Origin of the sequence: Thermomicrobium roseum DSM 5159, from assembly GCF_000021685.1 — a bacterium.
Taxonomy (GTDB): Bacteria; Chloroflexota; Chloroflexia; order Thermomicrobiales; family Thermomicrobiaceae; genus Thermomicrobium; species Thermomicrobium roseum.
In genome coordinates this window covers 985,064-1,006,055 of sequence record NC_011959.1, presented here as the reverse complement: position 1 = coordinate 1,006,055, position 20,992 = coordinate 985,064, and the positions used below count along the sequence as shown (strand labels likewise).

The following is a 20,992-nucleotide window of genomic DNA, read 5'->3' as shown; positions in this document are numbered from 1 at the left end:
CCGAACTGGCTGTAGCTCAGGGAACCTGACTGGCGTGTCAAGCGAGGTGCTTGTCGTGATCGCGAGTTCCCGGTATACTAGCGGCGGTGTCTCGCTAGCCGACGGACCAGGGACGTCCGGAAGGTTGGCAAAATTACGGCACTCGAGGAAGGTACATGGTGGGGCAGCAGATCGACGAAGTGCACTTCGGTCGGCAGGGACTGGGGAGCATCCCGGTCATGGATGATGCGGAGATTTTTCGGCGCTTGCTGGATGACCCGAGCTACGATTACCGGTTGTTCCGGTATGGTGACGTGGTCGAAGGCGAGGTCATGCACGTCGACCGGGAGAAGATCCTGGTCGATATCGGTGGTAAGTGCGAGGGCGTCGTGCCGAGCCGGGAGTTCCAAACCTTGTCGCCGGAGGAACTCGGTCGGTTGCGGCCTGGTGATCGAGTGCTCGTATTCGTTCTCCAGCCGGAAGATCAGGCTGGCCAGGCGATTCTCTCGATCGATCGTGCGCGGCAGGAGAAGACCTGGCGACGGCTTCAAGAGGTTTTCGAGGCTGGAGGCGTCATCGAGGCGGAGGTCGTCAACTATAACAAAGGCGGCCTGCTGGTCAACCTGGATGGCATCCGTGGGTTCGTGCCGGCATCACAGGTGGTGGCCATCCGCGGCGGGGATGAGGTGAGCAAGCAGGCTGATATGGCGCGGATGGTCGGGCAACGGTTGAAGCTCAAGATCATCGAGATCAATCGCCACCGCAATCGCTTGATCCTCTCCGAGCGGCAGGCGGTGCAGGAACAGCGCGATGCCATGAAGGCGCAGCTCATCGAGACGCTTCGGGAGGGAGAGACGCGGCGCGGGCGAGTCACCAGCATCGCGGACTTCGGCGTGTTCGTGGATATCGGTGGTGCGGACGGCCTCGTCCACCTCTCGGAGATTTCTTGGACGCGCGTCAAGCATCCGAGTGAAGTGCTGCGGGTCGGCGACGAAGTCGACGTGATGGTGCTCTCGGTCAATCCGGAACAGCGTAAGATCGCGTTGTCGATTCGTCGGACGCAACCCGAACCCTGGATGCAGGTGGCGAGTCAGTTCCAGGTCGGGCAGGTGGTGCGGGGCACGATCACGCAGCTGGCGTCGTTCGGGGCGTTCGCCCGCTTGCAAGAGGGCGTGGAGGGGCTGATCCACGTCTCGGAGTTGGCCGGTTGGCGGGTCGAGCATCCGAACGAGGTGCTGCAAGAGGGCGATGACGTCATCGTTCGCGTGATCCGCATCGATCCCGCGAGGCGGCGGATCGGGTTGAGCTTGAGGCGTGCGCTGGAGATTTCGGACGAGGAACTGGAAGCCACCTTGGGACCCGAGGCTGTGGCGATCAAGCAGCAGTTGATCGCCCGCGGTATCACGCCGTACGGTACAGACGGCGAAGAAGCTGAGATATCCGACATCGATGTCGAGTCCGAGCCGGTGGATGAAGAGTTGCCGGCCGAGAATGGTGGAGACGCCTGAGTCCCACCAGCACGGTACCTCGAACAACGGGTAGCGAGAACGCGATCGTCGATTGCTCGGGAGGAGCCCCCAGGCCAGAGCTGGGGGCTTCGCCTTCCTGGATCCTCGCTGCAGGCGTTGGTACGCGGCGCCTGAGCTAGGTAAACTTGATCGGTGCAGGAGGTGAGACGCAGGAATCGACGAGCCGCGGAGCTTTCGCGCACCGGCTTTCTTGCCGACATCCCATGAGAGAGTACGGGCATTCGCCCGGGAGTGTGTGCTATGGCGGACAAGTTCGAGAAGTTCACGGAACGAGCCCGGAAAGTGCTCGCGCTGGCCCAAGAGGAAGCGCGACGCTTCAATCACAACTACATCGGCACCGAGCACCTGCTCCTCGGTCTCGTGCGCGAGGGGGAAGGTGTGGCGGCACGCGTGCTCCAGAGCATGGGCGTGCAGCTGCCCAAGGTGCGTAGTGCCGTCGAGTTCATCATCGGGCGAGGGGAAAGCACGGTCGTCGGTGAGATCGGGCTGACCCCGCGCGCTCGCAAGGTGATCGAGTATGCCGTGGATGAAGCGCGCCGACTCGGGCACCACTACATCGGAACGGAGCATCTGTTGCTCGGGCTCGTTCGCGAGGGTGAGGGTATCGCTGCGGGCGTGCTGGAGAGCCTCGGCGTGAACCTGGAAAAGGTTCGCCAGCAGGTCCTACAGGTGCTCGCCCAAGGGACCGCCTACCAGCAGCGTGCGCAGCAGACCAAGACGCCGTACCTCGATGCGCTCGGGTTCGACCTCACCGAGGCAGCTCGGCTCGGGAAGCTCGATCCAGTCATCGGTCGGCACAACGAAATCGAACGAGTGATGCAGATCCTCTCGCGCCGGACGAAGAACAACCCAGCCTTGATCGGTGAGCCAGGGGTCGGTAAGACCGCGATCGTGGAGGGGCTGGCGCAGCGGATCGTTGCCGGTGACGTGCCGGAGCCACTGCAGGGCAAGCGCCTGGTCGCCCTGGATATCGGTGCCTTGGTCGCTGGAACCAAGTATCGAGGCGAGTTCGAAGAGCGGCTGAAGAAGATCGTCGCGGAGGTCAAGGAGTCTGGGACGATCCTGTTCATCGACGAACTCCACACGTTGGTCGGTGCCGGGGCGGCCGAGGGAGCAGTCGATGCGGCGAACATCTTGAAGCCCGCCTTGTCGCGCGGTGAGGTGCAAACGATCGGTGCCACGACGCTCGACGAGTATCGGAAGTACATCGAGCGAGATGCAGCATTGGAGCGGCGATTCCAACCCGTCATCGTGAACGAGCCGACTGTCGAGGAAACGATCGAGATCCTGAAGGGGATCCGTGAGCGGTACGAGGAGCATCACAAGCTCAAGATTTCGGATGAGGCGCTTCACGCGGCCGCTGTGTTGGCAGCACGTTACGTGACCGATCGGTTCTTGCCTGACAAGGCGATCGACCTGGTCGATGAGGCTGCATCGCGTGTCCGGATGTACCGTTCTGCCTCACCACCGTCGCTCAAGGAGGCTCGTCGCGGGCTGGAGTCGCTGCGGCGCGAACTGGATGCCGCGGTGGCCAGCCAGGAGTTCGAGTTGGCTGCCGAGTTGCGCGAGCGCGAGCGACAGTTGGTGCATCGTATCCACGAGCTGGAGCAGCATTGGCGCGAAGAACAAGGCCAGGAAGAGCCGATCGTCACGGAAGAGGATATTGCCCAGGTCGTCTCGATGTGGACGGGTATTCCGCTCACCCGTTTGCACACCGAGGAAAGCGAGCGCCTACTCCATATGGAGGAAGCGCTGCATGAGCGTGTGATCGGGCAGGACGAAGCGATTTCGACGCTCGCTCGTGCTGTGCGCCGTGCTCGTGCGGGACTCAAGGACCCGCGTCGACCGATCGGGACCTTCATCTTCCTCGGACCGACGGGAGTGGGGAAGACGCTGTTGGCGCGTGCGCTCGCTGAGTTCATGTTCGGTAGTGAGGATGCGCTGATCAAGATCGACATGAGCGAATTCATGGAGCGGCACACGGTGTCGCGTCTGGTGGGGGCGCCGCCCGGCTACATCGGGTACGAGGAAGGTGGACAGCTGACGGAAGCCGTGCGCCGCAAGCCGTACTCGGTGATCCTGCTCGACGAGATCGAGAAAGCGCATCCGGAAGCGTTCAACATCCTCCTCCAGATCATGGAGGATGGGAACCTGACGGATGCGAAAGGCCGGCGTGTCGACTTCCGGAACACCATCTTGATCATGACGTCGAACATCGGGGCGGAACTGATCCAGCGCGAAGGTAGCCTCGGCTTTGCAGTGGCTGACGATCCGACCAAGAAGATGCAAGCTGATTACACTGCGATGAAGGACAAAGTCCTCTCGCAGCTCAAGCAGACCTTCCGGCCGGAGTTCCTGAACCGAATCGATGCGGTCATCGTCTTCCATCCGCTGACGCCAGAACACGTCCGACAGATCGTCGATCTGGAACTCAAGCGGATCCGCAAGCAGCTGGCGGAGCAACAGATCGGTCTCGAAGTCACCGATGCGGCGAAGGATCTTTTGGCGAAGCGCGGCTACGACCGGCAGTTCGGAGCCCGTCCATTGCGGCGGATCATCCAGAACTTGATCGAGGATCCGTTGGCGGAAGCGATCCTCGCTGGTCGGTTCAAGCCGGGGAGCACGGTCGTCATCAATGTCCGCGACGACTTGCTCACCATCGAACCGGCAGAGGCACTGAGCACAGTCTCTTAACGGAGACGGTTTTCTCAGCGAGACACGGCACTGGTTCCGGCCAGTGCCGTGTTCGTTTATACTTCCCACTCGAACGGGTGTTCTTGGTGCGAGAGGAGGATTCGTGCCACGGAGTCGAACACGCCGTCGCACCGTTTGGGTGTGCCAGTCCTGTGGGCTGGAAAGTTCGGGCTACTATGGGCGCTGTCCGTCGTGCGGTGCATGGGGCACGATGGTCGAGCAAGCGGTGGACGCTACCCCGGCGACGGGAGACGCGAAAGGAACCGGCGCCCCGGTGCAGGAACTCTCGCGTGTAACCAGCGCCGAACGAACGCGCCTTTCGCTCCGATCACCGGAATTCGATCGTGTCCTCGGCGGCGGCCTGGTTCCTGGAGCACTGGTATTGCTCGGTGGCGACCCGGGTATCGGCAAGTCGACCCTGCTCTTGCAAGCAGCGCTGCGTTTGGCAAGTGAGGGACTGCGGGTGCTGTATGTTGCTGCGGAAGAGTCGCCGGAGCAAATCAGACTGCGGGCAGACCGACTCGGTAAGACCAGCGACGGGGTTCTGATTCTGGCGGAGACCGCGCTCGATCGCGCGATCGAGATCGCGCAAGAGCTCGATCCAGCCATTCTGATCGTCGATTCGATCCAGACAGTCTTCTTGAGCAGTAGCGAGTCGTCGCCTGGGAGCGTTTCGCAAGTTCGCGACTGCACGGCACAACTCTTGCAGTTCGCCAAGCGAGCGAGGACCCCTGTCTTCCTCGTCGGGCATGTGACGAAGGAAGGTCTGATCGCGGGTCCTCGAGTCGTCGAGCACATGGTCGATGTGGTTCTCTACCTCGAGGGAGAGCGCTTCCATCAACACCGGCTGTTGCGTGCAGCCAAGAATCGGTTCGGATCGACCAACGAAATCGGTGTTTTCGAAATGACGGATAGCGGACTCCTCGACGTGAGCAATCCCTCGGCGCTCTTCCTTGCGGAGCGGGCGTCGCATGCCGCAGGGAGTGCAGTCGTGGTCACGCTGGAGGGGACGCGCCCCATTCTGATCGAGGTACAGGCGTTGACGAGTTCCGCGGGATACGGGACACCTCGGCGGATCGCCACTGGCTTCGATGCGACACGCTTACAAGTACTGGTCGCAGTGCTGTCGAAGCATGCCGGACTCAAGCTCGGTGAGCAGGACGTCTTCGTCAATGTGACCGGGGGGTATCGGCTGGTCGAGCCGGCGGCCGATCTCGGTGTCGCCCTCGCGATCGCTTCATCGGCGAGCGGTTTACCGCTCGATGACGATGCCGTCTTCATCGGTGAACTCGGGCTGGCGGGAGAAGTACGCAGCGTGCATGGACTCGAGCGACGGCTCCAGGAGGCAGCTCGCCTGGGATTTCGCTCGGCGTATGTTCCAGCATCGGCGCGGATTTCGTCACCAGTGAGCGGGCTCCGCATCGTGGCCGTTGGTTCGATCGCGCAGGCGGTCAGTTCTTTAGCTGTGCGCGCGGTGCAGGATCGACTCTCTCACGGTGTGCGACGCGAAGAATGAGCATCGCGAGCCGCTCCGCTGCATCGGGTATGACCAAGGAACGGCCGAGCTCACCCATCGCCCGGAGCTGCGCGGGGTCGTCCAGAAGATGTCGGACCAATTCGACGAGACGACATGGGGTGAATTCCTCTTGCGGTACGATGATCGCGGCTCCGCGATCGGCCAGCAAGCGTGCGTTGGCTGTTTGCTCGTCTCCGCGCGCACCAGGAAGCGGGATGAAAAGAGCCGGTTTGCCGAGCGCTGCGATTTCGGCGACCGTGCTCGCACCTGCTCGCCCGATCACCAGGTTTGCTGCCGCGTAGATGTCGGCGAGTTCGTTATCGAAGCGCTCTCGAACGACGTAGCGCCGTTGGAGATACTCCGGAAGCTGGGCGCGGGCCTGCTGCAAGCGTGGTAGGTCACCATTGACACTCGCTGGCCCACACTGATGAACGAGCTGCGTCCGGGCTAGCAGTTGGGGAAGGGACTGACGAACCGTTTCGTTGATCGCGTGAGCGCCGAGTGCTCCGCCGGTGATGTAGACGATCGGAAGATCGTCGGTGAGGCCCAGGTGCCGGCGTGCGCGGTCTGCATCCCCGCCGAGAAGGTCGCGGCGAATGGGTAATCCCGTATGCACGATGGTTCGCGCTCGCAGGTGAGCACGCGTGCTTTCCCAGGAGATCGCGACGACGTCAGCGAAGGGGGCGGCGATTCGTGTCGCCAGTCCGGCCACCGCGGTTTGCTCGTGGATGACGATCGGGAGACGGGCGAGCCAGGCTCCGATCACGACAGGGACGCTGACGTATCCACCGGTGGCGAAGACGATGTCGGGACGAAAGGTTCTCATCGTATAGTAGGCTCCCGCGACGCCGAGTGGAATCAGCGCGAGATCCACGAGTGTTCGGGGTGTCAACTCGCGGCGCAATTTGCCCGTCGGGATCCACCGGTAGCGGAGTCCCCGCTCGCGCGCGACTTGTCGTTCGGTTCCTCGCCGCGATCCGATCCAGAGGATGTCGAGCTCGGTGAGCCTGGCGAGCGCATCGAGGGTTGCCAAGGCCGGAAACGTGTGGCCTCCAGTGCCGCCTCCGCCGATCGCGATACGCAATGGTGTGCGCACGGTCCCTCCCATCATCCTGGTCTGCGATGGTACCGCGTGTCCTGCGTCGACGGACAGGCGAACAGCGGCCGAGCTGAGGGTAGAATTCCAAAGACACACGAGGGCATGAGCCGGAGCTGAACGGGCTCTGCCGGAAGGAGCTGTGCCAGTGCGTGGATGGGAAATCGTCGCCTGTGTGGCGGCGATCGTTCTGGTCGTTGATCAGCTGAGCAAGGCGCTCGTGCTCACCTTTTTGGCTCCTGGTGCACCTCATGCGGAGGTCGTGATCGTCCCTGGATTCCTGCGGCTTTATTATGTTGAAAACACCGGAGCAGCGTTTGGACTCTTTCAGGGGAAGAACCCATTGCTCGCTTTTCTCGCTTTCGGTGTCGTCGTTGCGCTCGTCGTCTGGTTTCGGGAACTGGTGCGGTTCTGGCTCGGTGCACTGGCTCTGGGGTTACAGTTAGGCGGGGCGGTGGGCAATTTGATCGACCGGTTTCGTCATGGTTTCGTCGTCGATTTCATCGATTTCTCGTTTTGGCCGACGTTCAACTTGGCTGATAGTGCGATCACGATCGGCGTTCTCATGCTGCTGTACGTGCTCCTGCGCCAAGGGCAACTGGAGTCGCCGAGAGCAAGGGAAGCAGAGAGGATCGACGCGGAGCAGCAGATTCGATGACGGTTGGATCACGCGAAGCCATTCGACTCGTTCTCCAAATCTCCGAGCGGGAACATGGCGAGCGACTGGACAAGTTGATCGCCAGTCGCGTGACCGGTATGAGTCGTAGTTTCGTACAACAACTGATGAAGCGCGGCGCGATCCTCGTCAATGGTGAGCCCTGCAAGCCGGCGCAACGTGTCCGATATGGTGATCGTCTGGAGGTCTATCTTCCGCCGGTAGAACCACCGACCGATTTGGAACCGGAGTTCTTGCCTATTCCAGTCATTTATGAAGATGACGATATCATCGTCTTCGACAAGCCGCCGGGGATCGTGACTCATCCGGCTCCTGGTCACGAGCACGGGACGCTGGTGAACGCTTTGAAGGCGATCAGGCCGGATCTTCAGGTGCAGCCGAGTCATCGTCCTGGCATCGTGCACCGATTGGACAAGGACACCTCGGGGCTGCTCGTCGTGGCAAAGACGGAAGCGGCTCGCCTGGCGCTGCTCGAGCAGTGGCAGAGCCGGAGCGTGGTCAAGAAATACACGGCTCTGGTCCATGGTGTGGTCGAGCCGGATTCGGGTACGATCGATGCCCCGATCAGTCGTGATCCGGTCGAGCGGACCAAAATGGCAGTGGTATCCTGGGGACGCCCAGCGATCACGCATTTTCGCGTGTTGGAACGCTTCCGCTGCGCGACACTCCTCGACGTGACGATCGAGACCGGTCGGACACATCAGATCCGCGTGCATTGCGCGTTCATCGGGCATCCGGTCGTTGGGGACTCGCAGTACGGTGGCCACCGGCCTTTCTGTGTTCCGGTACCGCGGCAGTTTCTGCATGCGCGATACCTGCGTTTCGTGCATCCGACGACCGGTCAAGCGATCGAGCTCGAGACACCGCTTCCGTACGATCTGCGGACTGTTCTCGAGGCGCTGCGTCATTGCGAGCAGGAGCAGGCGCGATGCCCGGTCCGAGATTGAAAGCGTTTGCCGAGAAGGTTTTTCAACAGGCGCTGAGCGCAGTCGATCCCGAACGCTCGGTTCGCGAGGCGCTGCAATTGACTGAACGGTTCCTCGTCGTACGGGGCGTTCCGCATCGGTTGGAGCCGACGAGTCAACTAGTGGTCATTGCGGTCGGCAAGGCGGCTGCCTCGATGGCCCGTGGAGCGCTGGCGGTGTTAGGGGGGCGAGTCACACGCTGCGTGGTCGTCCCGAAAGCCGATGGCTGGAGCGACCGTGCGTTCGCGGGGTGTCGAGTCATACCGGGTGCGCACCCGGTGCCCGATGCACGCAGTCTGGAAGCTGGGCAGGCCTTGCTCGATGCGGTTCGCGGACTGCATTCCACTGATCTCGTCCTCGTGCTTCTTTCTGGTGGTGGCTCTGCCTTGGCCGAAGTGCCGCGCGATTGTTTGACACTCGATGACCTCGTGCTGACCACAGACGAGCTGCTGCGGGCAGGAGCCGATATCTGGTTACTGAATGCGGTGCGGCGACGTCTCAGTGCGATCAAAGGGGGAGGTCTGGCGCGGGCCGCCGCACCAGCCCGAGTCGTCAATTTGATCGTTTCGGATGTTTTGGGAAATCCGCTCCCGGTTATCGCGAGCGGACCGACCGTGGAACCAACGACCATTTTCGAGGATGTCGTCGGCGCTGTGCAGCGGCTCGGTGTCTGGGCCCGACTACCGGAGCGGGTGCGAGCGATTTTGAGCGAACCCGAGTCAGAACGGGTTGTGCTCGCGAACGTCCTGCAGACGGTCATTCTGGCCGATGTCACGGTTCTCGTACGAGCTGCTGCCGAGGCTTGTCAGGCCTGGGGGTTACCCTCCGTCATCTGCGGCACGCGCTATACAGGTGAAGCTCGGGAGTTCGGTCGTTTTTGGGCGGCACTTGCCCGCTCGGTGCGTAGCGATCGGCAACCTTGGGCACCTCCGGTCGCACTGGTAGCCGGGGGTGAGCTCACTGTGACGGTTCGCGGAGGTGGGCGAGGGGGGCGGAACACCGAGATGGCGCTGGCCGCAGCAATGTCGCTCGAGGATGCTCCTGGAATCACGATCGCGAGCTTTGCTTCCGACGGGGATGACGGCACGAGTGGAGCTGCGGGAGCGGTGGTCGACGCGACGACTGTGGCAGCGTTGCGAGCGCAGGGTATCGACGCGGGACGCGCGCTGAGTGAAAACGACTCGGCGACGGTGCTGGACCGGGTCGATGCCCTCGTACGTACCGGTCTGACTGGCACGAACGTGAACGATCTCTACCTCGCGATTGTCGAGTGAGCGTTTTGGTCACCGTGTGAGCATGGTGGTATCGATGGGTGGACGCGGCAGCCATCCCATCCGTTGGAGGGCTTCGCGCCCGAGGAGACCCAGCGTTATGCGCGATTCCTCGTCAGTGGCGTTGGGATTGTACTCGAAACGAGCTCGCTCGAAATATTGGACAGTGCGACCGTTTTCGGTGAACTCTTCGCTGATCGGGTAGCCGAAGATGGCGAGTCCACCATTCTTCTCCCAAAACTCCTTGAAGCCGTACGCGATGGAGTGCCCGGTTTCTGGAAAGTAGCGTCGGTCGGTGCTGTCGGGGAAGGGGGCCACCGGCGCGAATGCTCGATCAGCGGTGAGTTCTACGCCCAACCGGCCGATCGCGATGCGCTGGTCCTCCGGGGCGTTCGGACGATACTCCAGACGAACGCGCTCGAAGTACTGAACCACGATTTGTTCCCCGGTGGATGGATCGGTCACGGAGAACTCCTCAGTCAGTGGATACCCGAAAATACGCTCACCACCGTGAGTCTGCCAAAACCGTTTGAAGCCACCACTGAGGTAGTGCTTTGTTTGGGGAAAGTAGAGACGATCGGCTGAGAGCACCGCAGGCGGATCTTGCGGATCCGAGGGAAGGCGTGGCCGAATCGCCAATGCTTGGACGCGGCCACGCCCACCGGGCAGCTCGGTGATCCATGCGATAGCACGAGTGGAAACTGCTGGCCAGACCGTTCGCTGCGACCGCGCGAGTGCGAACTCGGTCCGCTGCTCGAGATCGAAGCCGTAGATTTCTGGCACGCCAGAACGCCAATCTTCCCATATTAAAAAGCGATCACTCATGGCGAGACGACCGATGTGATGACCTTCGCTGACCAGCGTTTCGGATCCTGTCCGTCGATCGAGAAGGACCAGTTGTGGCGGGCCACCGCTCCGCCGGAGACGTCGGAAGGCAATGAATTGCTGGTTCAATACTGGATCGACTTCGTCGTCGGGAGTTACGGCGAGTGACGTAACGGCTCTGGTGGTGCGGTTCCACTGATAGAGGTCCCAGTTCCCGTTGCGAAAGTCCTGCCAGACGATCGTGTCCCCCAGGACGCGCGGCGCGCTCTGATTGGCATCGTCGGCAGTGATGGTGAACGTTTCGCCGGTCGTCAGATCCTTGGCGCGGATATCACCACGGTCACCCCGGACCTCTCGCCAAGCGACGAGCGTCCCGTCGATCGCTGGCTGCTCCACAGGACCCGGGTCGTCGGTAACCGTGAAAGTGATCCCCGTGGCGATGTCCGTTCCGGCGATTTGCGCCTTGGCAGGATCTGCACCGCTTACCCAGACGATGCGCGTGCCGCTGATCGCGGGCTGGGAGCGAACGCCCGGAGTGCGGTCGGGTCGAAACTCCCGGTTATCCTCGAGATCCAGCGCGTACACGTCCGCGTTGCCGGCACGCCGATCTTCCCAGACTAACACTGTCGCGGAGGCATCGAGGTGGCTGAGCCCGATGCCGAGCGAGGATGTCGTCGCGAGTTCCAAGCGATAGTCGGTCACTTGTGCCTGCAGAGACGGGACCGAGACAGCCATCGACCCCACGAACAGTGCGCAAGCCAGTAGGAAGGCGTTGAAGCGCCGCGCCGATCGGGTGCGTCGGATGACCTGCACGCCAGGCTCCTCCATCTTTCGACCGCGGCGAGTATACCTAGCTCGGAGAGATCGATCGCAATCGAGCCGAAAGGTGAAGACGATGCAGCCCGTCATCGTGGATGTCGATACCGGAGTCGATGATGCGCTGGCACTCGCGGTGGCGCTTGCGCAGCCGGAACTGCGCCTGATCGCGGTGACCACAGTAGCTGGAAACGTTGATGTCGGGCAAGCGACGCGGAACACGCGCCTCGTCCTCGATTGGCTGGGGGCGCGCTCGATTCCGGTTGCGAAAGGTGCAGCCAGTCCACTTCTCCGTAAACATCGAGATGCGCGCGCCTATCATAGTCCAGACGGTCTGGGTGGTGCGGTGCTGCCAGTGGAGCGGGGTGGACCGATACTCGACACGAGTGCGCCGGAAGTCATCGTGCGAGCTGCACGCCGCTATGCTGGAAAACTTTGCCTGGTTTGTCTCGCTCCGTTGACGAACCTCGCCATCGCACTGCGGCTCGAACCGGACCTTCCCTTTTTGATCGATCGAGTGATCGTGATGGGCGGCGCCTTCGCTGTGGCGGGGAACGTGACGCCGGCTGCCGAATTCAACGTCTGGAGCGATCCGGAAGCGGCGTCGCTGGTGGCTCAGGCGGGCTTCCGGATTCGATGGGTGGGCTTGGATGTCACCGAGTTGGTTCGGCTCGAACGCTCCCGGTGGGAGCGATTGGGGAACGCCACCGATCCGCGATCGATACTCGCTCGCGAAGTTGGCCGGTGGGCATTCGAGCAACGTGGGCTGACGTCGTTTGCGCTGCATGATCCTCTGGCGGTCGTGGCTGCTGTGCGGGAAGAGTTCATCGACTGGGCGCCCGGGCACGTCATCGTCCGGACGGAGACCGACGAGGTGGCGGGGAAAACGGTTTACCAGAGCGATCCCGATGGACGAGCGCGGGTTGCGCACCGGGTGAACAGCGACGGCGCGCAAGCCTTCTTGGAGCGGGCGCTCGGTCTCGTTGGAAAAGGGGGGTGACGTGGCCATCATCTGATGCGCCATAATAGGCGTATCAGGAAGCGAACCGGGCGAGAGCCCGGCGACTGGAGGCGAGAGCCGTGAGCGGTGAGACGCTACCGCGGGAGCAGCCGTCACTGCAAGACATGGATCTTCTGAGCCGACTAACGCAATTCTTTGAAGCCCTTGATCAGCACCTTCGAGCAGGGCATGGATGGTTCATCTTCAACGCTCGTGGACAGCGCGGTGCGCGCATCACGGCCTTTATCTTGGGACGGCTCGCCGATTACCAGCTTTTGTACACGTATTACTTCGTTCCCTGGCGGGACTTCGCGCTGAACGCATACATGGTCGAGGTCGAACTCCAGTCCTTGGCTGCGCAACGTCAAGTACTGCAAGGGCGTGTTCGCCAGGAGTACGACATCGCGACACGCGTCTCGCGCGACAATCTCGCCAAGATGATGGTTTCGGATCTTTTGATCGTCGCTGGGGTTCTCCCGCAACATCGACACGAGTTGGTCTTCTTGGATCAAGCAGTCGAGCGACGTTACCAGCATCGCCTTTCGACGATCCTGATCACGCCGGCACAGCCGCACGAGCTCGCGTTCGAGATCGAGCGTGTGGCTCCTGGCGAGCGCTATTGGGAGCGACTCTTCGAACGGATGTACGAGCGAAGCCTGATCGCGCTCTGAGCTAGAGCCGGCGAGCGAGTGCGTGATCGGCGACCGCAGCGAGCATATCCCGGCCCTCGGTGGGTGGAAGACCGGCGAGCAGAGCCTTGGCGTCTTCCACGTACCGTCGAGCGTAGTCTAGTGCTTCTTCCAGAGCGCCGGACGTGCGGATCAACTGGAGCGCTCTCGCCAACGCGTCGTCGTCCGGCGCGCCCTCGGCAATGACTTGTTCGACGAAGGCGCGTTCTTCGCTCGTCGCCTTCCCATTTTGGAAGAACAGGAGAATCGGAAGAGTAACTGTACCCTGGCGGAGATCTTGCCCAGCAGGTTTCCCGATCTCGTTTTCAGTGGCACGGAAATCGAGGACATCATCCACGATCTGAAACGCCATTCCCATGGCCCCACCGAAGTCGCGGAGAAGCTCGATCTGGTCGTCCGGAGCCTCTGCCAGAATGGCCCCGATCTCGGCTGAGCCAGCGAACAGCGATGCGGTCTTTCCGTAGATCCGATGCTGGTAGTCGTCCAGCGAGACATCGGTGCGCCGGGCCGCGAAGAGTTCGCGCAATTGTCCATCACAGATGCTGCCCAGACAGTGAGCGAAAACTGCAAGAACGCGGGGATTCATTGTCGAAGCCGCGAGCATGGCCGAGCGCGCGAACATGTAATCACCGACCATGATGACGACCGAAGGATCGAAGAGGGCGTTGAGGGTAGGCTGACCACGTCGAACCGAAGCGCCGTCGAGAGAATCGTCATGGATGAGCGAGGCGGTATGCAAGAGTTCGATACCAGCCGCTGCGGGAACCAGTCGATCGAGATCGTAACGGAACGGTTTGGCAGCTAACAGAAGGAGCAGTGGGCGCAGGCGTTTGCCGCCAGCCAGGATGAGCGTTCGAAGAATGTCGCCGATCAACGGGAACTCGAGCGCCGTCTCTTCCAGCAGGCGGTCTTCGACGCGCTGAAGGTCAGGTCGCATGCGGTGCAAGACTGTGGCGAAGTCCAACGGTCCCCCAAATTCTTGTCCCATGCAGCAGCTGCCCGAGGACGGCAGCTACTGCTAGTATGTCTCAAAGGCTGGGTACCAGGAAAGCGGCAAAAGAATCTCCTGAAATCCTGATGCAGTCATGCCGGCGTAACCGAGGATGCGGGGAACCCTTCGAGAAGAGCGATCGCACGGTCACGATCCGCTGCTGGACCTGTGGCATACTGCGCCGCAACAGAAAGCAGCGTGCGGGATGGGGCGGAGAACGGAGCTGGGAGCGTGTTTCCGAGCCGAACACGGGTTCGTCCACGACGGCTCGAGCGCCGTCTTCCCTGGCCGGTGAGCTTGGCGGGACTCCTGATCCCGCTCGTTCTCTCGGTGCTCACGGCTGCCTATGTCTTGTGGTTTCGCGATGATCGAACAGAAGTGGTCGTGGTGGATCGGGTAACTGGTACGCCGATCGCGGGGGCGGTCATCGAAACTGACGGTGCTGCGTTGCAAACGGATCGTACTGGGCGTGCTCGGCTCTCGGTACGGGCACAGGAGACAATCCGAGTCAGTGCACCGGACCACGATGCGGTTCTCCTGAAGCTGGACCAAGAGCGCGTGCGACGTGTCCGCATCGAGCTGCGGCCTAATGTCGTTACAGGATCGGTGACGCGGAGCGGTGACGGGGCACCGATCGCGGGTGCCACCGTCCGAGCAGTGAAGGCCGGGGCGACGATCGTGACTGCGGAATCGGATACTCGCGGACAGTATCTCTTGCGTGGCGTTCCCGAGGGGGCCGAGATCCGCATCGAGCATCCGGACTATGCGCCAATGGTCGTCATGCTCGCGAACGACCAGACACGCTTGGATGCCGTCTTGCGACCGGATGTGGTGCTCGGCATCGTGCGGGACACAACTGGCCGGCCGGTACGGGCGCTGGTCGCAGCGGCGCGGGGATGGGTCGAGACGGGCGAGGATGGATCCTTCCGATTGAAAGGGGTTTCTGTTGGTGACCAAGTCTTCGTCAAAGCTCCTGGTTTTCGTGCCGCCGTCTTGACCGTTCCGGAAAACTTTCGACTCGACGTTTCGCTGGAGCCAATCGTGATCCGCGCTATCTACATCAATGCTCTGGTCGCTGCAAAACCGGAGTCGCTCGAGAAACGGCTTCAGCTCGTCGATCGAACCGAGTTGAACGCGGTCGTCATCGATCTCAAGGATAGTACGGGACAGGTTTATTATGACACGCGCGTCGAGCTGGCTCGCGACATCGGTGCGGTGCGTCCGATCCTGGATCCGGCGAAGCTGGTCAAGGACTTGAAGGCGCGCGGAATCTACACCATCGCTCGGATCGTCGTTTTCGAGGATCCGATCCTGGCTGAGGCTCGGCCGGAATGGGCAATCAAGGACCAGACGACCGGGCAGGCTTGGCGGACCTGGAACGGCTTGGCATGGGTCAATGCGTATCGCCAGGAAGTGTGGAACTACAACATCGCGCTCGCGGTCGAGGCAGCAGCGATGGGGTTCGACGAGATCCAGCTCGACTACATCCGCTTCCCAACGGACGGTCCCTTGCAGAAGGCCGATTACGGTGTTGCCCACACTGCGGAGAACCGGACGGCAGCGATCGGTGCATTCTTGCGGAGCGCGCACGAAGCGCTCTTGCCGACGCCGGCGTATCTCGCCGCAGACATTTTCGGACTGACGATGTGGGAACTGGGTGACAGTGGTATCGGACAAAATCTGGAAGCGGTGGCCGGGGTGGTCGATTACGTTTGCCCGATGCTCTATCCCTCGCACTTCTGGAGCGGATCGCTCGGATACGAGTTGCCGAATGACCATCCGTACGAAGTGATGCGGTACAGTCTCGAGAATGGGCTGAAGCGCGTTCCAGAGGCTCGTGCCAAGTTCCGACCGTGGTTGCAAGATTTTTCGTACGGACGTGGCAAACCATACGGACCGGATGAGGTACGTGCCCAAATTCGAGCGGTGTACGATGCTGGGCTCAGTTCGTGGATGTTGTGGAACGCAGACAGTGTCTACCAGGAAGCGGCGCTCGAGACGAGTGGATGAACGACCGATGGCGTGGTCGTCAGGAGATTCGGTTCATGCGACACTATCGGTTCTGCGTGACCTCATGGTCACTGCGCGTCCCCGGCAATGGTTGAAGAATGCCGTCGTCTTGGCCCCGCTCATCTTCGGGCGTGAACTGCTGGATCCGGTGCAAATCGGCCGTGGCCTTCTTGCCGTCGTCGCGTTCAGTGCGGCAGGGAGCGCGGTCTATTTTTTCAATGATTGGCGCGATGCCGAGGCCGACCGTGGCCATCCACTGAAGCGTTATCGGCCGGTTGCTGCGGGGCGACTACACGGTTGGCAGGTGTGGGGTGCCATCGTCGGCTTGCTCCTTTTGGCTGTCAGCGCAGCGGTCGTTGTTGGGGGATCAGCGCTCCTGGCGGTCAGTGCGTACGTACTCCTGATGGCAGCGTATAGCCTCGTGCTCAAGCATGTCGTCCTGGTCGATGTGCTGGCGATCGCGGGAGGCTTCGTCCTCCGGATCTGGGGTGGGGCGGCTGCGGTCCATGTTCCGCTTTCGCCGTGGTTGTACGTGTGCACGATTCTTTTGGCGCTGTTTCTCGCCGTCGCGAAGCGGCGTCACGAGGCGGTGCTGCTCGAGGAGGCAGCGGGAATCCATCGGCGTACGCTGGACGATTACCCGGTCCCGTTGTTGGATGCGCTTCTGCAGATCACTGCGACGTCCACCATCATGGCATATGCGCTCTACACCTTCTCGGCGCCGAATCTTCCGGACGGGCACGTGATGATGGTGACCATTCCGTTCGTTCTTTACGGTATTTTTCGCTATCTTTACCTCGTTTACCGTCGCGATTTAGGCGGGATGCCCGAGCAGGTGCTCCTGGATGATCGTCCGCTGCTCCTCGCCATCGTGGGCTGGGGGTTGGCGGTGCTCGCTCTGCTCTATGGGCCAGAACTGGTGAACCTGCTATGATGTGTGGCAAGGTAATTGCGCTGATCGTTGGCAAGCGATACCGGGTGGTGGTATACTGCCAAGCGGAGTTGGCCGGATCGAGAGAGCGCCGTGATCCGGGAGCGGCGCGAGGCAATGAAGGGGGCATCGAAGCATGCTGATCGTGCGGCGTGGCACGCGTCAGGAGCGTGACCGGATCCGGCAAGAGATCGTGGAAGCTTTCCAGACGTGGTACGTCGGTTTCTCGCCGCTCCTGCGGATGGCGGCGCGCCCTTGGCGTCCGCCGCTCGAAGTCTATGAAGACGAGCGGGGTTTGGTCGTCCGGGCGGAACTCGCTGGCCTGCGCGAAGACGAGATCGAGGTGATCGTGAACGACTCGACGCTCCAGATCTCGGGAGTCCGCAGGCCGCGCGAGGAAGGACAGCGGCGGACCTATCACGAGATGGGGATCGCGTACGGACCCTTCGAGGCTGAAGTCTTGCTACCCTTTCCTGTTGACCTCGATGCGGTGGAAGCGATCTACGAGCGTGGATTTCTGGAGGTTCGCCTGCCGCGGCTCAGTCATACGCGGACTGTCCCGCTCCGACCCGCGACTGAACCCTGAATTAGAGGAGTCGATCGATGATGGACGAACTGCGTAACCGAGAATTGGAAGCACGGAAAGAGGAAACGGTCGAGAACGAGGAGGCGGTCGAGCAGGAAGTCGCGCGTGAGCGGAAGCTCCTACCTGTCTTGCCGCTGCGCAACACGGTGGTCTTCCCGACGACCGTGGTTCCTTTGGCAGCAGGTCAGCCTCGATCGCTGCGCTTGATCGACGATGTCGCATCGGGTGACCGTCTGCTTGTCCTCGTTTTGCAGAAGGATCCGAAGAAGGAAGGGGCCGGTCCAGACGACGTTTATCAGGTTGGGACGATCGGCAGTATCCAGCAGATGATGCGCGTGCCCGATGGAACCGTGCGATTGGCTGTCCACGGGTTGCGTCGCGTACGCATCGTGGAATGGGTAGCTGAGGAACCCTACCTGAAGGCGCTCGTCGAGGAGATTCCTGAGCTGGTCGAGGATACGATCGAAGTCAAGGCGTTGACGCGGACAGCGCTCGAGCTATTCCAGCGACTGGTCTCGCTGGTTTCCAACTTGCCGGAGGAGTTGGTCACGGCGGCCCTCAACATCGACGATCCCTTGCACCTGGTTTATCTTTTGGCGTCCAACCTCCGGATGGACCCAGAGGAGCGCCAGGCGCTGCTCGAACTCGACAGTGTGCGTGACAAGCTGCTGCGTCTGAATGCCTTCATGAGTCGCGAGCTGGATCTCCTGGAATTGGGCAAGAAGATCCAGAGCGAAGTCCAGGAGGAGGTCGCTCGCTCGCAGCGCGAGTTCTACCTGCGCGAGCAGCTGAAGGCGATCCAACGCGAACTGGGGGAGACGAGCGAGCAGGAAGCAGAAATCAACGAGTTTCGGGCCAAGATCGAGCAGTCCGGGATGCCGGAGGAGGCTCGCCGCGAGGCATTGCGCGAACTCGAGCGGATGAGCAAACTGCCGCCGGCGTCAGCCGAATATGGTGTCATCCGGACCTATCTGGACTGGTTGGTTTCGCTACCCTGGAACCGCAGCACTGAAGGCGAGATCGATATCGCTCGGGCGCGGCAAATTCTCGACGAGGATCATTACAACCTGGAGAAAATCAAGGAGCGGATCCTGGAGTATCTGGCTGTCCGGCGCCTACGCAAGGAGCGCGGTGAGGACAGCGAGCCTGGACGCGAGCCGATTCTCTGCTTCGTGGGACCGCCGGGTGTCGGCAAGACGAGTCTGGCCCAGTCGATCGCTCGCGCGCTCGGTCGAGCCTTCACTCGTATGTCGCTGGGTGGCGTTCGCGATGAGGCGGAGATCCGCGGGCACCGGCGTACGTACATCGGCGCAATGCCTGGTCGGATCATCCAGGCGATCCGCCGAGCGGGAACGAACGATCCGGTCTTCGTGTTGGACGAAATCGATAAAGTCGGAACGGATTGGCGTGGTGATCCGGCTTCGGCACTGCTCGAGGTGCTCGACCCGGAGCAGAACAGTACGTTCCGCGATCATTATCTGGACGTACCATTCGACCTTTCGAAGGTCATGTTCATCGCGACCGCCAACGTTTTGGACACGATTCCGCCGGCCTTGCGCGACCGAATGGAGATCTTGGTGCTGTCCGGGTACACCGACGAAGAGAAGCTGCAGATCGCACGCCGCTATCTGATTCCGAAGCAGTTCCGTCGGCACGCGTTGAATCCGGAGGACTTCGTCTTCAGTGACGAGGCGATTCTCGAGATTATTCAGCATTACACGCGCGAGGCTGGCGTGCGGAACCTGGAGCGCGAGATCGCGGCGATCGCGCGCAAACTGGCGACGCGTCTCGCCGAGGGACAAGAAATTCCGCGCGAGATCACTGTGGACGTCGTGCACGAATTCCTCGGGAAGCGGCGATACCACTACGAGGAATTGTCGGAACGCACCTCGCAGCCGGGCGTGGCGATCGGTGTCGGGGTGACGCCGGTAGGTGGCGACATCATGTTCATCGAGGCGACCCGCATGCCTGGTCGCGGGAACCTGATCATCACTGGGCAACTCGGCGAGGTGATGCGCGAGTCGGCCCAGGCTGCTCTCAGCATCGTGCGGAGCCGGGCTGAGCAATTCGGTATCGAGCCGGACTTCATGAAGGACTCGGACATTCACATCCATGTTCCTTCGGGTGCGATTCCGAAGGATGGTCCCTCGGCAGGCGTCACGCTGGTGACAGCTCTGGTTTCCCTCCTCACCGGTATTCCGGTCCGGGAGGATGTGGCGATGACCGGAGAGATCACACTGCGTGGGCAAGTACTGCCGGTGGGGGGCATCAAAGAAAAGGCGCTAGCGGCTCAGCGAGCGGGAATCAAGGTGTTCATCTTGCCGAAGCGCAACGAAATGGATCTCGACGAATTGCCGCCGACACTCCGCGAGAACATGCGGTTCGTGCTGGTGGAAACGATCGATGACGTTCTCAGAGCCGCCATGCCGGATGAGTTCCAGCAGCGACTCGCTCAGGTTAGTCGTCGCGGTGAGCAGACGGAAGCCGCCGTGGAATCGATCGTCGCGCTCGGCTGAGTGGACGAGTCGATCACAGACCTTCTACGAGCGGGGCGGACAACGACCAGCCCCGCTCGCTCATGTTTCGCTGTCGATTCGCGCGAGTGCTGGCTGTTGACGAAGCCGTGTTGCTCGGGCTGCATCGACCAGGGCCGCAAACAAGGCGAAGTGCGCGGGGAAACGCTCGAAAAGGCGTTCCGGATGCCACTGAACAGCGAGCACGAAGCCCCGACCCGGAAGCTCGACTGCTTCGATGACTCCGTCAGGAGCAACGGCCACAACCCGGAGTGGGGTGGCGAGCGTTGCAACTGCCTGATGATGATAGGAATTCACCATAAGTTCAGTCGTGCCGACGATACGGGCCAGAAGGGAATCGGGAACGATGGTGACCGGGTGTGCAACCTCGCCGGATGGGATGCCGAGTTCATGTTGGCGGTGGTTCAGGGCATTGGGAATTTCATCGGGCAGGTGCTGGTAGAGCGTACCACCGAGCGCGACATTGAGCACTTGGATGCCGCGACAGATGGCGAGGACAGGCAAGTCACGCTCGAGTGCTGCACGAATCAGAGCGATCTCGAAGCGATCGCGAGTCTCGGATACACCGTACGTCAGGGGATGGGTGGTTGCTGCGCCGTACTGCTGGGGATCGATATCGCCGCCGCCAGTGAGGAGAAGCCCATTCAAGGAGCTGAGGAAGGCTTCGGGCTCATCGATCGGTGGGAGCACGACGGGTATGCCTCCAGCCTGCCAGACGGCTTGCGCGTAATCGAGGTTGAGGAAAAGTCGCTCGGTTGGACCGTGGGCGGCTTCTTGGTGTGCGAGATCGGGGGTGATCCCGATGAGTGGTCGTTGCACGAAACGCTCCTTTCCCGGCAAACGAGCAGCGGATCGCAGTGGAACCGATTTGCGAGCGGTTCACG

16 protein-coding genes are annotated in these 20,992 nt (G+C 61.6%); 12 read left to right on the top strand and 4 right to left on the bottom strand.

The window, feature by feature from the left end:
- The first annotated feature begins 155 nt into the window (after positions 1–155).
- The 3 genes from rpsA to radA all read left to right on the top strand — a co-directional run bounded on the left by rpsA (position 156) and on the right by radA (position 5,718).
- Complete coding sequence (gene rpsA, locus TRD_RS04775) at positions 156–1,487, top strand: 30S ribosomal protein S1 (RefSeq protein WP_015921990.1); 1,332 nt, start codon at positions 156–158, stop codon at positions 1,485–1,487.
- A gap of 261 nt (positions 1,488–1,748) precedes the next feature.
- On the top strand, positions 1,749–4,202 hold the full coding sequence (locus TRD_RS04770; RefSeq protein WP_015921989.1) for an ATP-dependent Clp protease ATP-binding subunit: 2,454 nt from the start codon (positions 1,749–1,751) through the stop codon (positions 4,200–4,202).
- A 103-nt stretch (positions 4,203–4,305) separates the two neighbouring features.
- Positions 4,306–5,718, top strand: coding sequence for a DNA repair protein RadA (radA, locus tag TRD_RS04765; RefSeq protein ID WP_015921988.1), 1,413 nt, complete (start codon positions 4,306–4,308; stop codon positions 5,716–5,718).
- On the opposite strand, the gene murG is transcribed toward radA, so the two are convergent.
- Positions 5,654–6,814, bottom strand: coding sequence for an undecaprenyldiphospho-muramoylpentapeptide beta-N-acetylglucosaminyltransferase (gene murG / locus TRD_RS04760; protein ID WP_226980722.1), 1,161 nt, complete (start codon positions 6,812–6,814; stop codon positions 5,654–5,656). The genes radA and murG overlap by 65 nt on opposite strands.
- A gap of 148 nt (positions 6,815–6,962) precedes the next feature.
- Between murG and lspA the strand changes: the two genes are divergently transcribed.
- Genes lspA through TRD_RS04745 form a run of 3 tightly spaced genes read left to right on the top strand, consistent with a single transcriptional unit; the run spans position 6,963 to position 9,729 of the window.
- Positions 6,963–7,472: a signal peptidase II gene (lspA, locus tag TRD_RS04755; RefSeq protein ID WP_015921987.1), complete on the top strand. Its 510-nt coding sequence runs from the start codon at positions 6,963–6,965 to the stop codon at positions 7,470–7,472.
- Positions 7,469–8,437 (top strand): RluA family pseudouridine synthase, encoded by a 969-nt coding sequence (locus tag TRD_RS04750; RefSeq protein ID WP_015921986.1) that lies wholly within the window; start codon positions 7,469–7,471, stop codon positions 8,435–8,437. Before lspA ends, TRD_RS04750 begins: the two co-directional genes overlap by 4 nt.
- Positions 8,419–9,729 carry a glycerate kinase type-2 family protein gene (locus TRD_RS04745; RefSeq protein ID WP_015921985.1) on the top strand — a complete coding sequence of 437 codons (1,311 nt, stop codon included), beginning with the start codon at positions 8,419–8,421 and terminating at the stop codon, positions 9,727–9,729. The genes TRD_RS04750 and TRD_RS04745 overlap by 19 nt, the downstream gene beginning before the upstream one ends.
- A 9-nt stretch (positions 9,730–9,738) precedes the next feature.
- Here the strand turns inward: TRD_RS04745 and TRD_RS04740 are convergent, their stop codons facing one another.
- Positions 9,739–11,364: a TolB family protein gene (locus TRD_RS04740; protein WP_015921984.1), complete on the bottom strand. Its 1,626-nt coding sequence runs from the start codon at positions 11,362–11,364 to the stop codon at positions 9,739–9,741.
- A gap of 82 nt (positions 11,365–11,446) precedes the next feature.
- Between TRD_RS04740 and TRD_RS04735 the strand changes: the two genes are divergently transcribed.
- Together TRD_RS04735 and TRD_RS04730 are read left to right on the top strand one after the other, a co-directional pair.
- A complete protein-coding gene (locus TRD_RS04735) occupies positions 11,447–12,367 on the top strand; it encodes a nucleoside hydrolase (protein ID WP_041436612.1) in 921 nt (306 codons plus the stop codon).
- Positions 12,368–12,447: 80 nt separating this feature from the next.
- Positions 12,448–13,038, top strand: a complete 591-nt coding sequence (locus tag TRD_RS04730; protein WP_015921982.1) for a hypothetical protein — start codon at positions 12,448–12,450, stop codon at positions 13,036–13,038.
- A 1-nt stretch (position 13,039) separates the two neighbouring features.
- Here the strand turns inward: TRD_RS04730 and TRD_RS04725 are convergent, their stop codons facing one another.
- Positions 13,040–14,044 (bottom strand): polyprenyl synthetase family protein, encoded by a 1,005-nt coding sequence (locus TRD_RS04725; protein WP_015921981.1) that lies wholly within the window; start codon positions 14,042–14,044, stop codon positions 13,040–13,042.
- A gap of 234 nt (positions 14,045–14,278) precedes the next feature.
- Between TRD_RS04725 and TRD_RS04720 the strand changes: the two genes are divergently transcribed.
- The 4 genes from TRD_RS04720 to lon all read left to right on the top strand — a co-directional run bounded on the left by TRD_RS04720 (position 14,279) and on the right by lon (position 20,090).
- Positions 14,279–16,057 carry a putative glycoside hydrolase gene (locus tag TRD_RS04720; protein WP_015921980.1) on the top strand — a complete coding sequence of 593 codons (1,779 nt, stop codon included), beginning with the start codon at positions 14,279–14,281 and terminating at the stop codon, positions 16,055–16,057.
- A gap of 7 nt (positions 16,058–16,064) precedes the next feature.
- Positions 16,065–16,991 (top strand): decaprenyl-phosphate phosphoribosyltransferase, encoded by a 927-nt coding sequence (locus TRD_RS04715; protein ID WP_041435975.1) that lies wholly within the window; start codon positions 16,065–16,067, stop codon positions 16,989–16,991.
- Positions 16,992–17,124: 133 nt separating this feature from the next.
- Positions 17,125–17,574 carry an Hsp20/alpha crystallin family protein gene (locus TRD_RS04710; RefSeq protein WP_015921978.1) on the top strand — a complete coding sequence of 150 codons (450 nt, stop codon included), beginning with the start codon at positions 17,125–17,127 and terminating at the stop codon, positions 17,572–17,574.
- A 17-nt stretch (positions 17,575–17,591) separates the two neighbouring features.
- Positions 17,592–20,090 carry an endopeptidase La gene (lon, locus tag TRD_RS04705; protein WP_015921977.1) on the top strand — a complete coding sequence of 833 codons (2,499 nt, stop codon included), beginning with the start codon at positions 17,592–17,594 and terminating at the stop codon, positions 20,088–20,090.
- A 60-nt stretch (positions 20,091–20,150) separates the two neighbouring features.
- On the opposite strand, the gene TRD_RS04700 is transcribed toward lon, so the two are convergent.
- Complete coding sequence (locus TRD_RS04700) at positions 20,151–20,927, bottom strand: gamma-glutamyl-gamma-aminobutyrate hydrolase family protein (protein ID WP_015921976.1); 777 nt, start codon at positions 20,925–20,927, stop codon at positions 20,151–20,153.
- Positions 20,928–20,992 lie beyond the last annotated feature (65 nt).

Coding starts and splice junctions, on each gene's coding strand:
- TRD_RS04770 (WP_015921989.1), top strand. CDS start 1,749: ATGGCGGACAAGTTCGAGAAGTTCACGGAACGAGCCCGGAAAGTGCTC.
- rpsA (WP_015921990.1), top strand. CDS start 156: ATGGTGGGGCAGCAGATCGACGAAGTGCACTTCGGTCGGCAGGGACTG.
- TRD_RS04725 (WP_015921981.1), bottom strand. CDS start 14,044: ATGGGACAAGAATTTGGGGGACCGTTGGACTTCGCCACAGTCTTGCAC.
- TRD_RS04715 (WP_041435975.1), top strand. CDS start 16,065: ATGGCGTGGTCGTCAGGAGATTCGGTTCATGCGACACTATCGGTTCTG.
- lon (WP_015921977.1), top strand. CDS start 17,592: ATGATGGACGAACTGCGTAACCGAGAATTGGAAGCACGGAAAGAGGAA.
- TRD_RS04735 (WP_041436612.1), top strand. CDS start 11,447: ATGCAGCCCGTCATCGTGGATGTCGATACCGGAGTCGATGATGCGCTG.
- TRD_RS04745 (WP_015921985.1), top strand. CDS start 8,419: ATGCCCGGTCCGAGATTGAAAGCGTTTGCCGAGAAGGTTTTTCAACAG.
- TRD_RS04750 (WP_015921986.1), top strand. CDS start 7,469: ATGACGGTTGGATCACGCGAAGCCATTCGACTCGTTCTCCAAATCTCC.
- TRD_RS04710 (WP_015921978.1), top strand. CDS start 17,125: ATGCTGATCGTGCGGCGTGGCACGCGTCAGGAGCGTGACCGGATCCGG.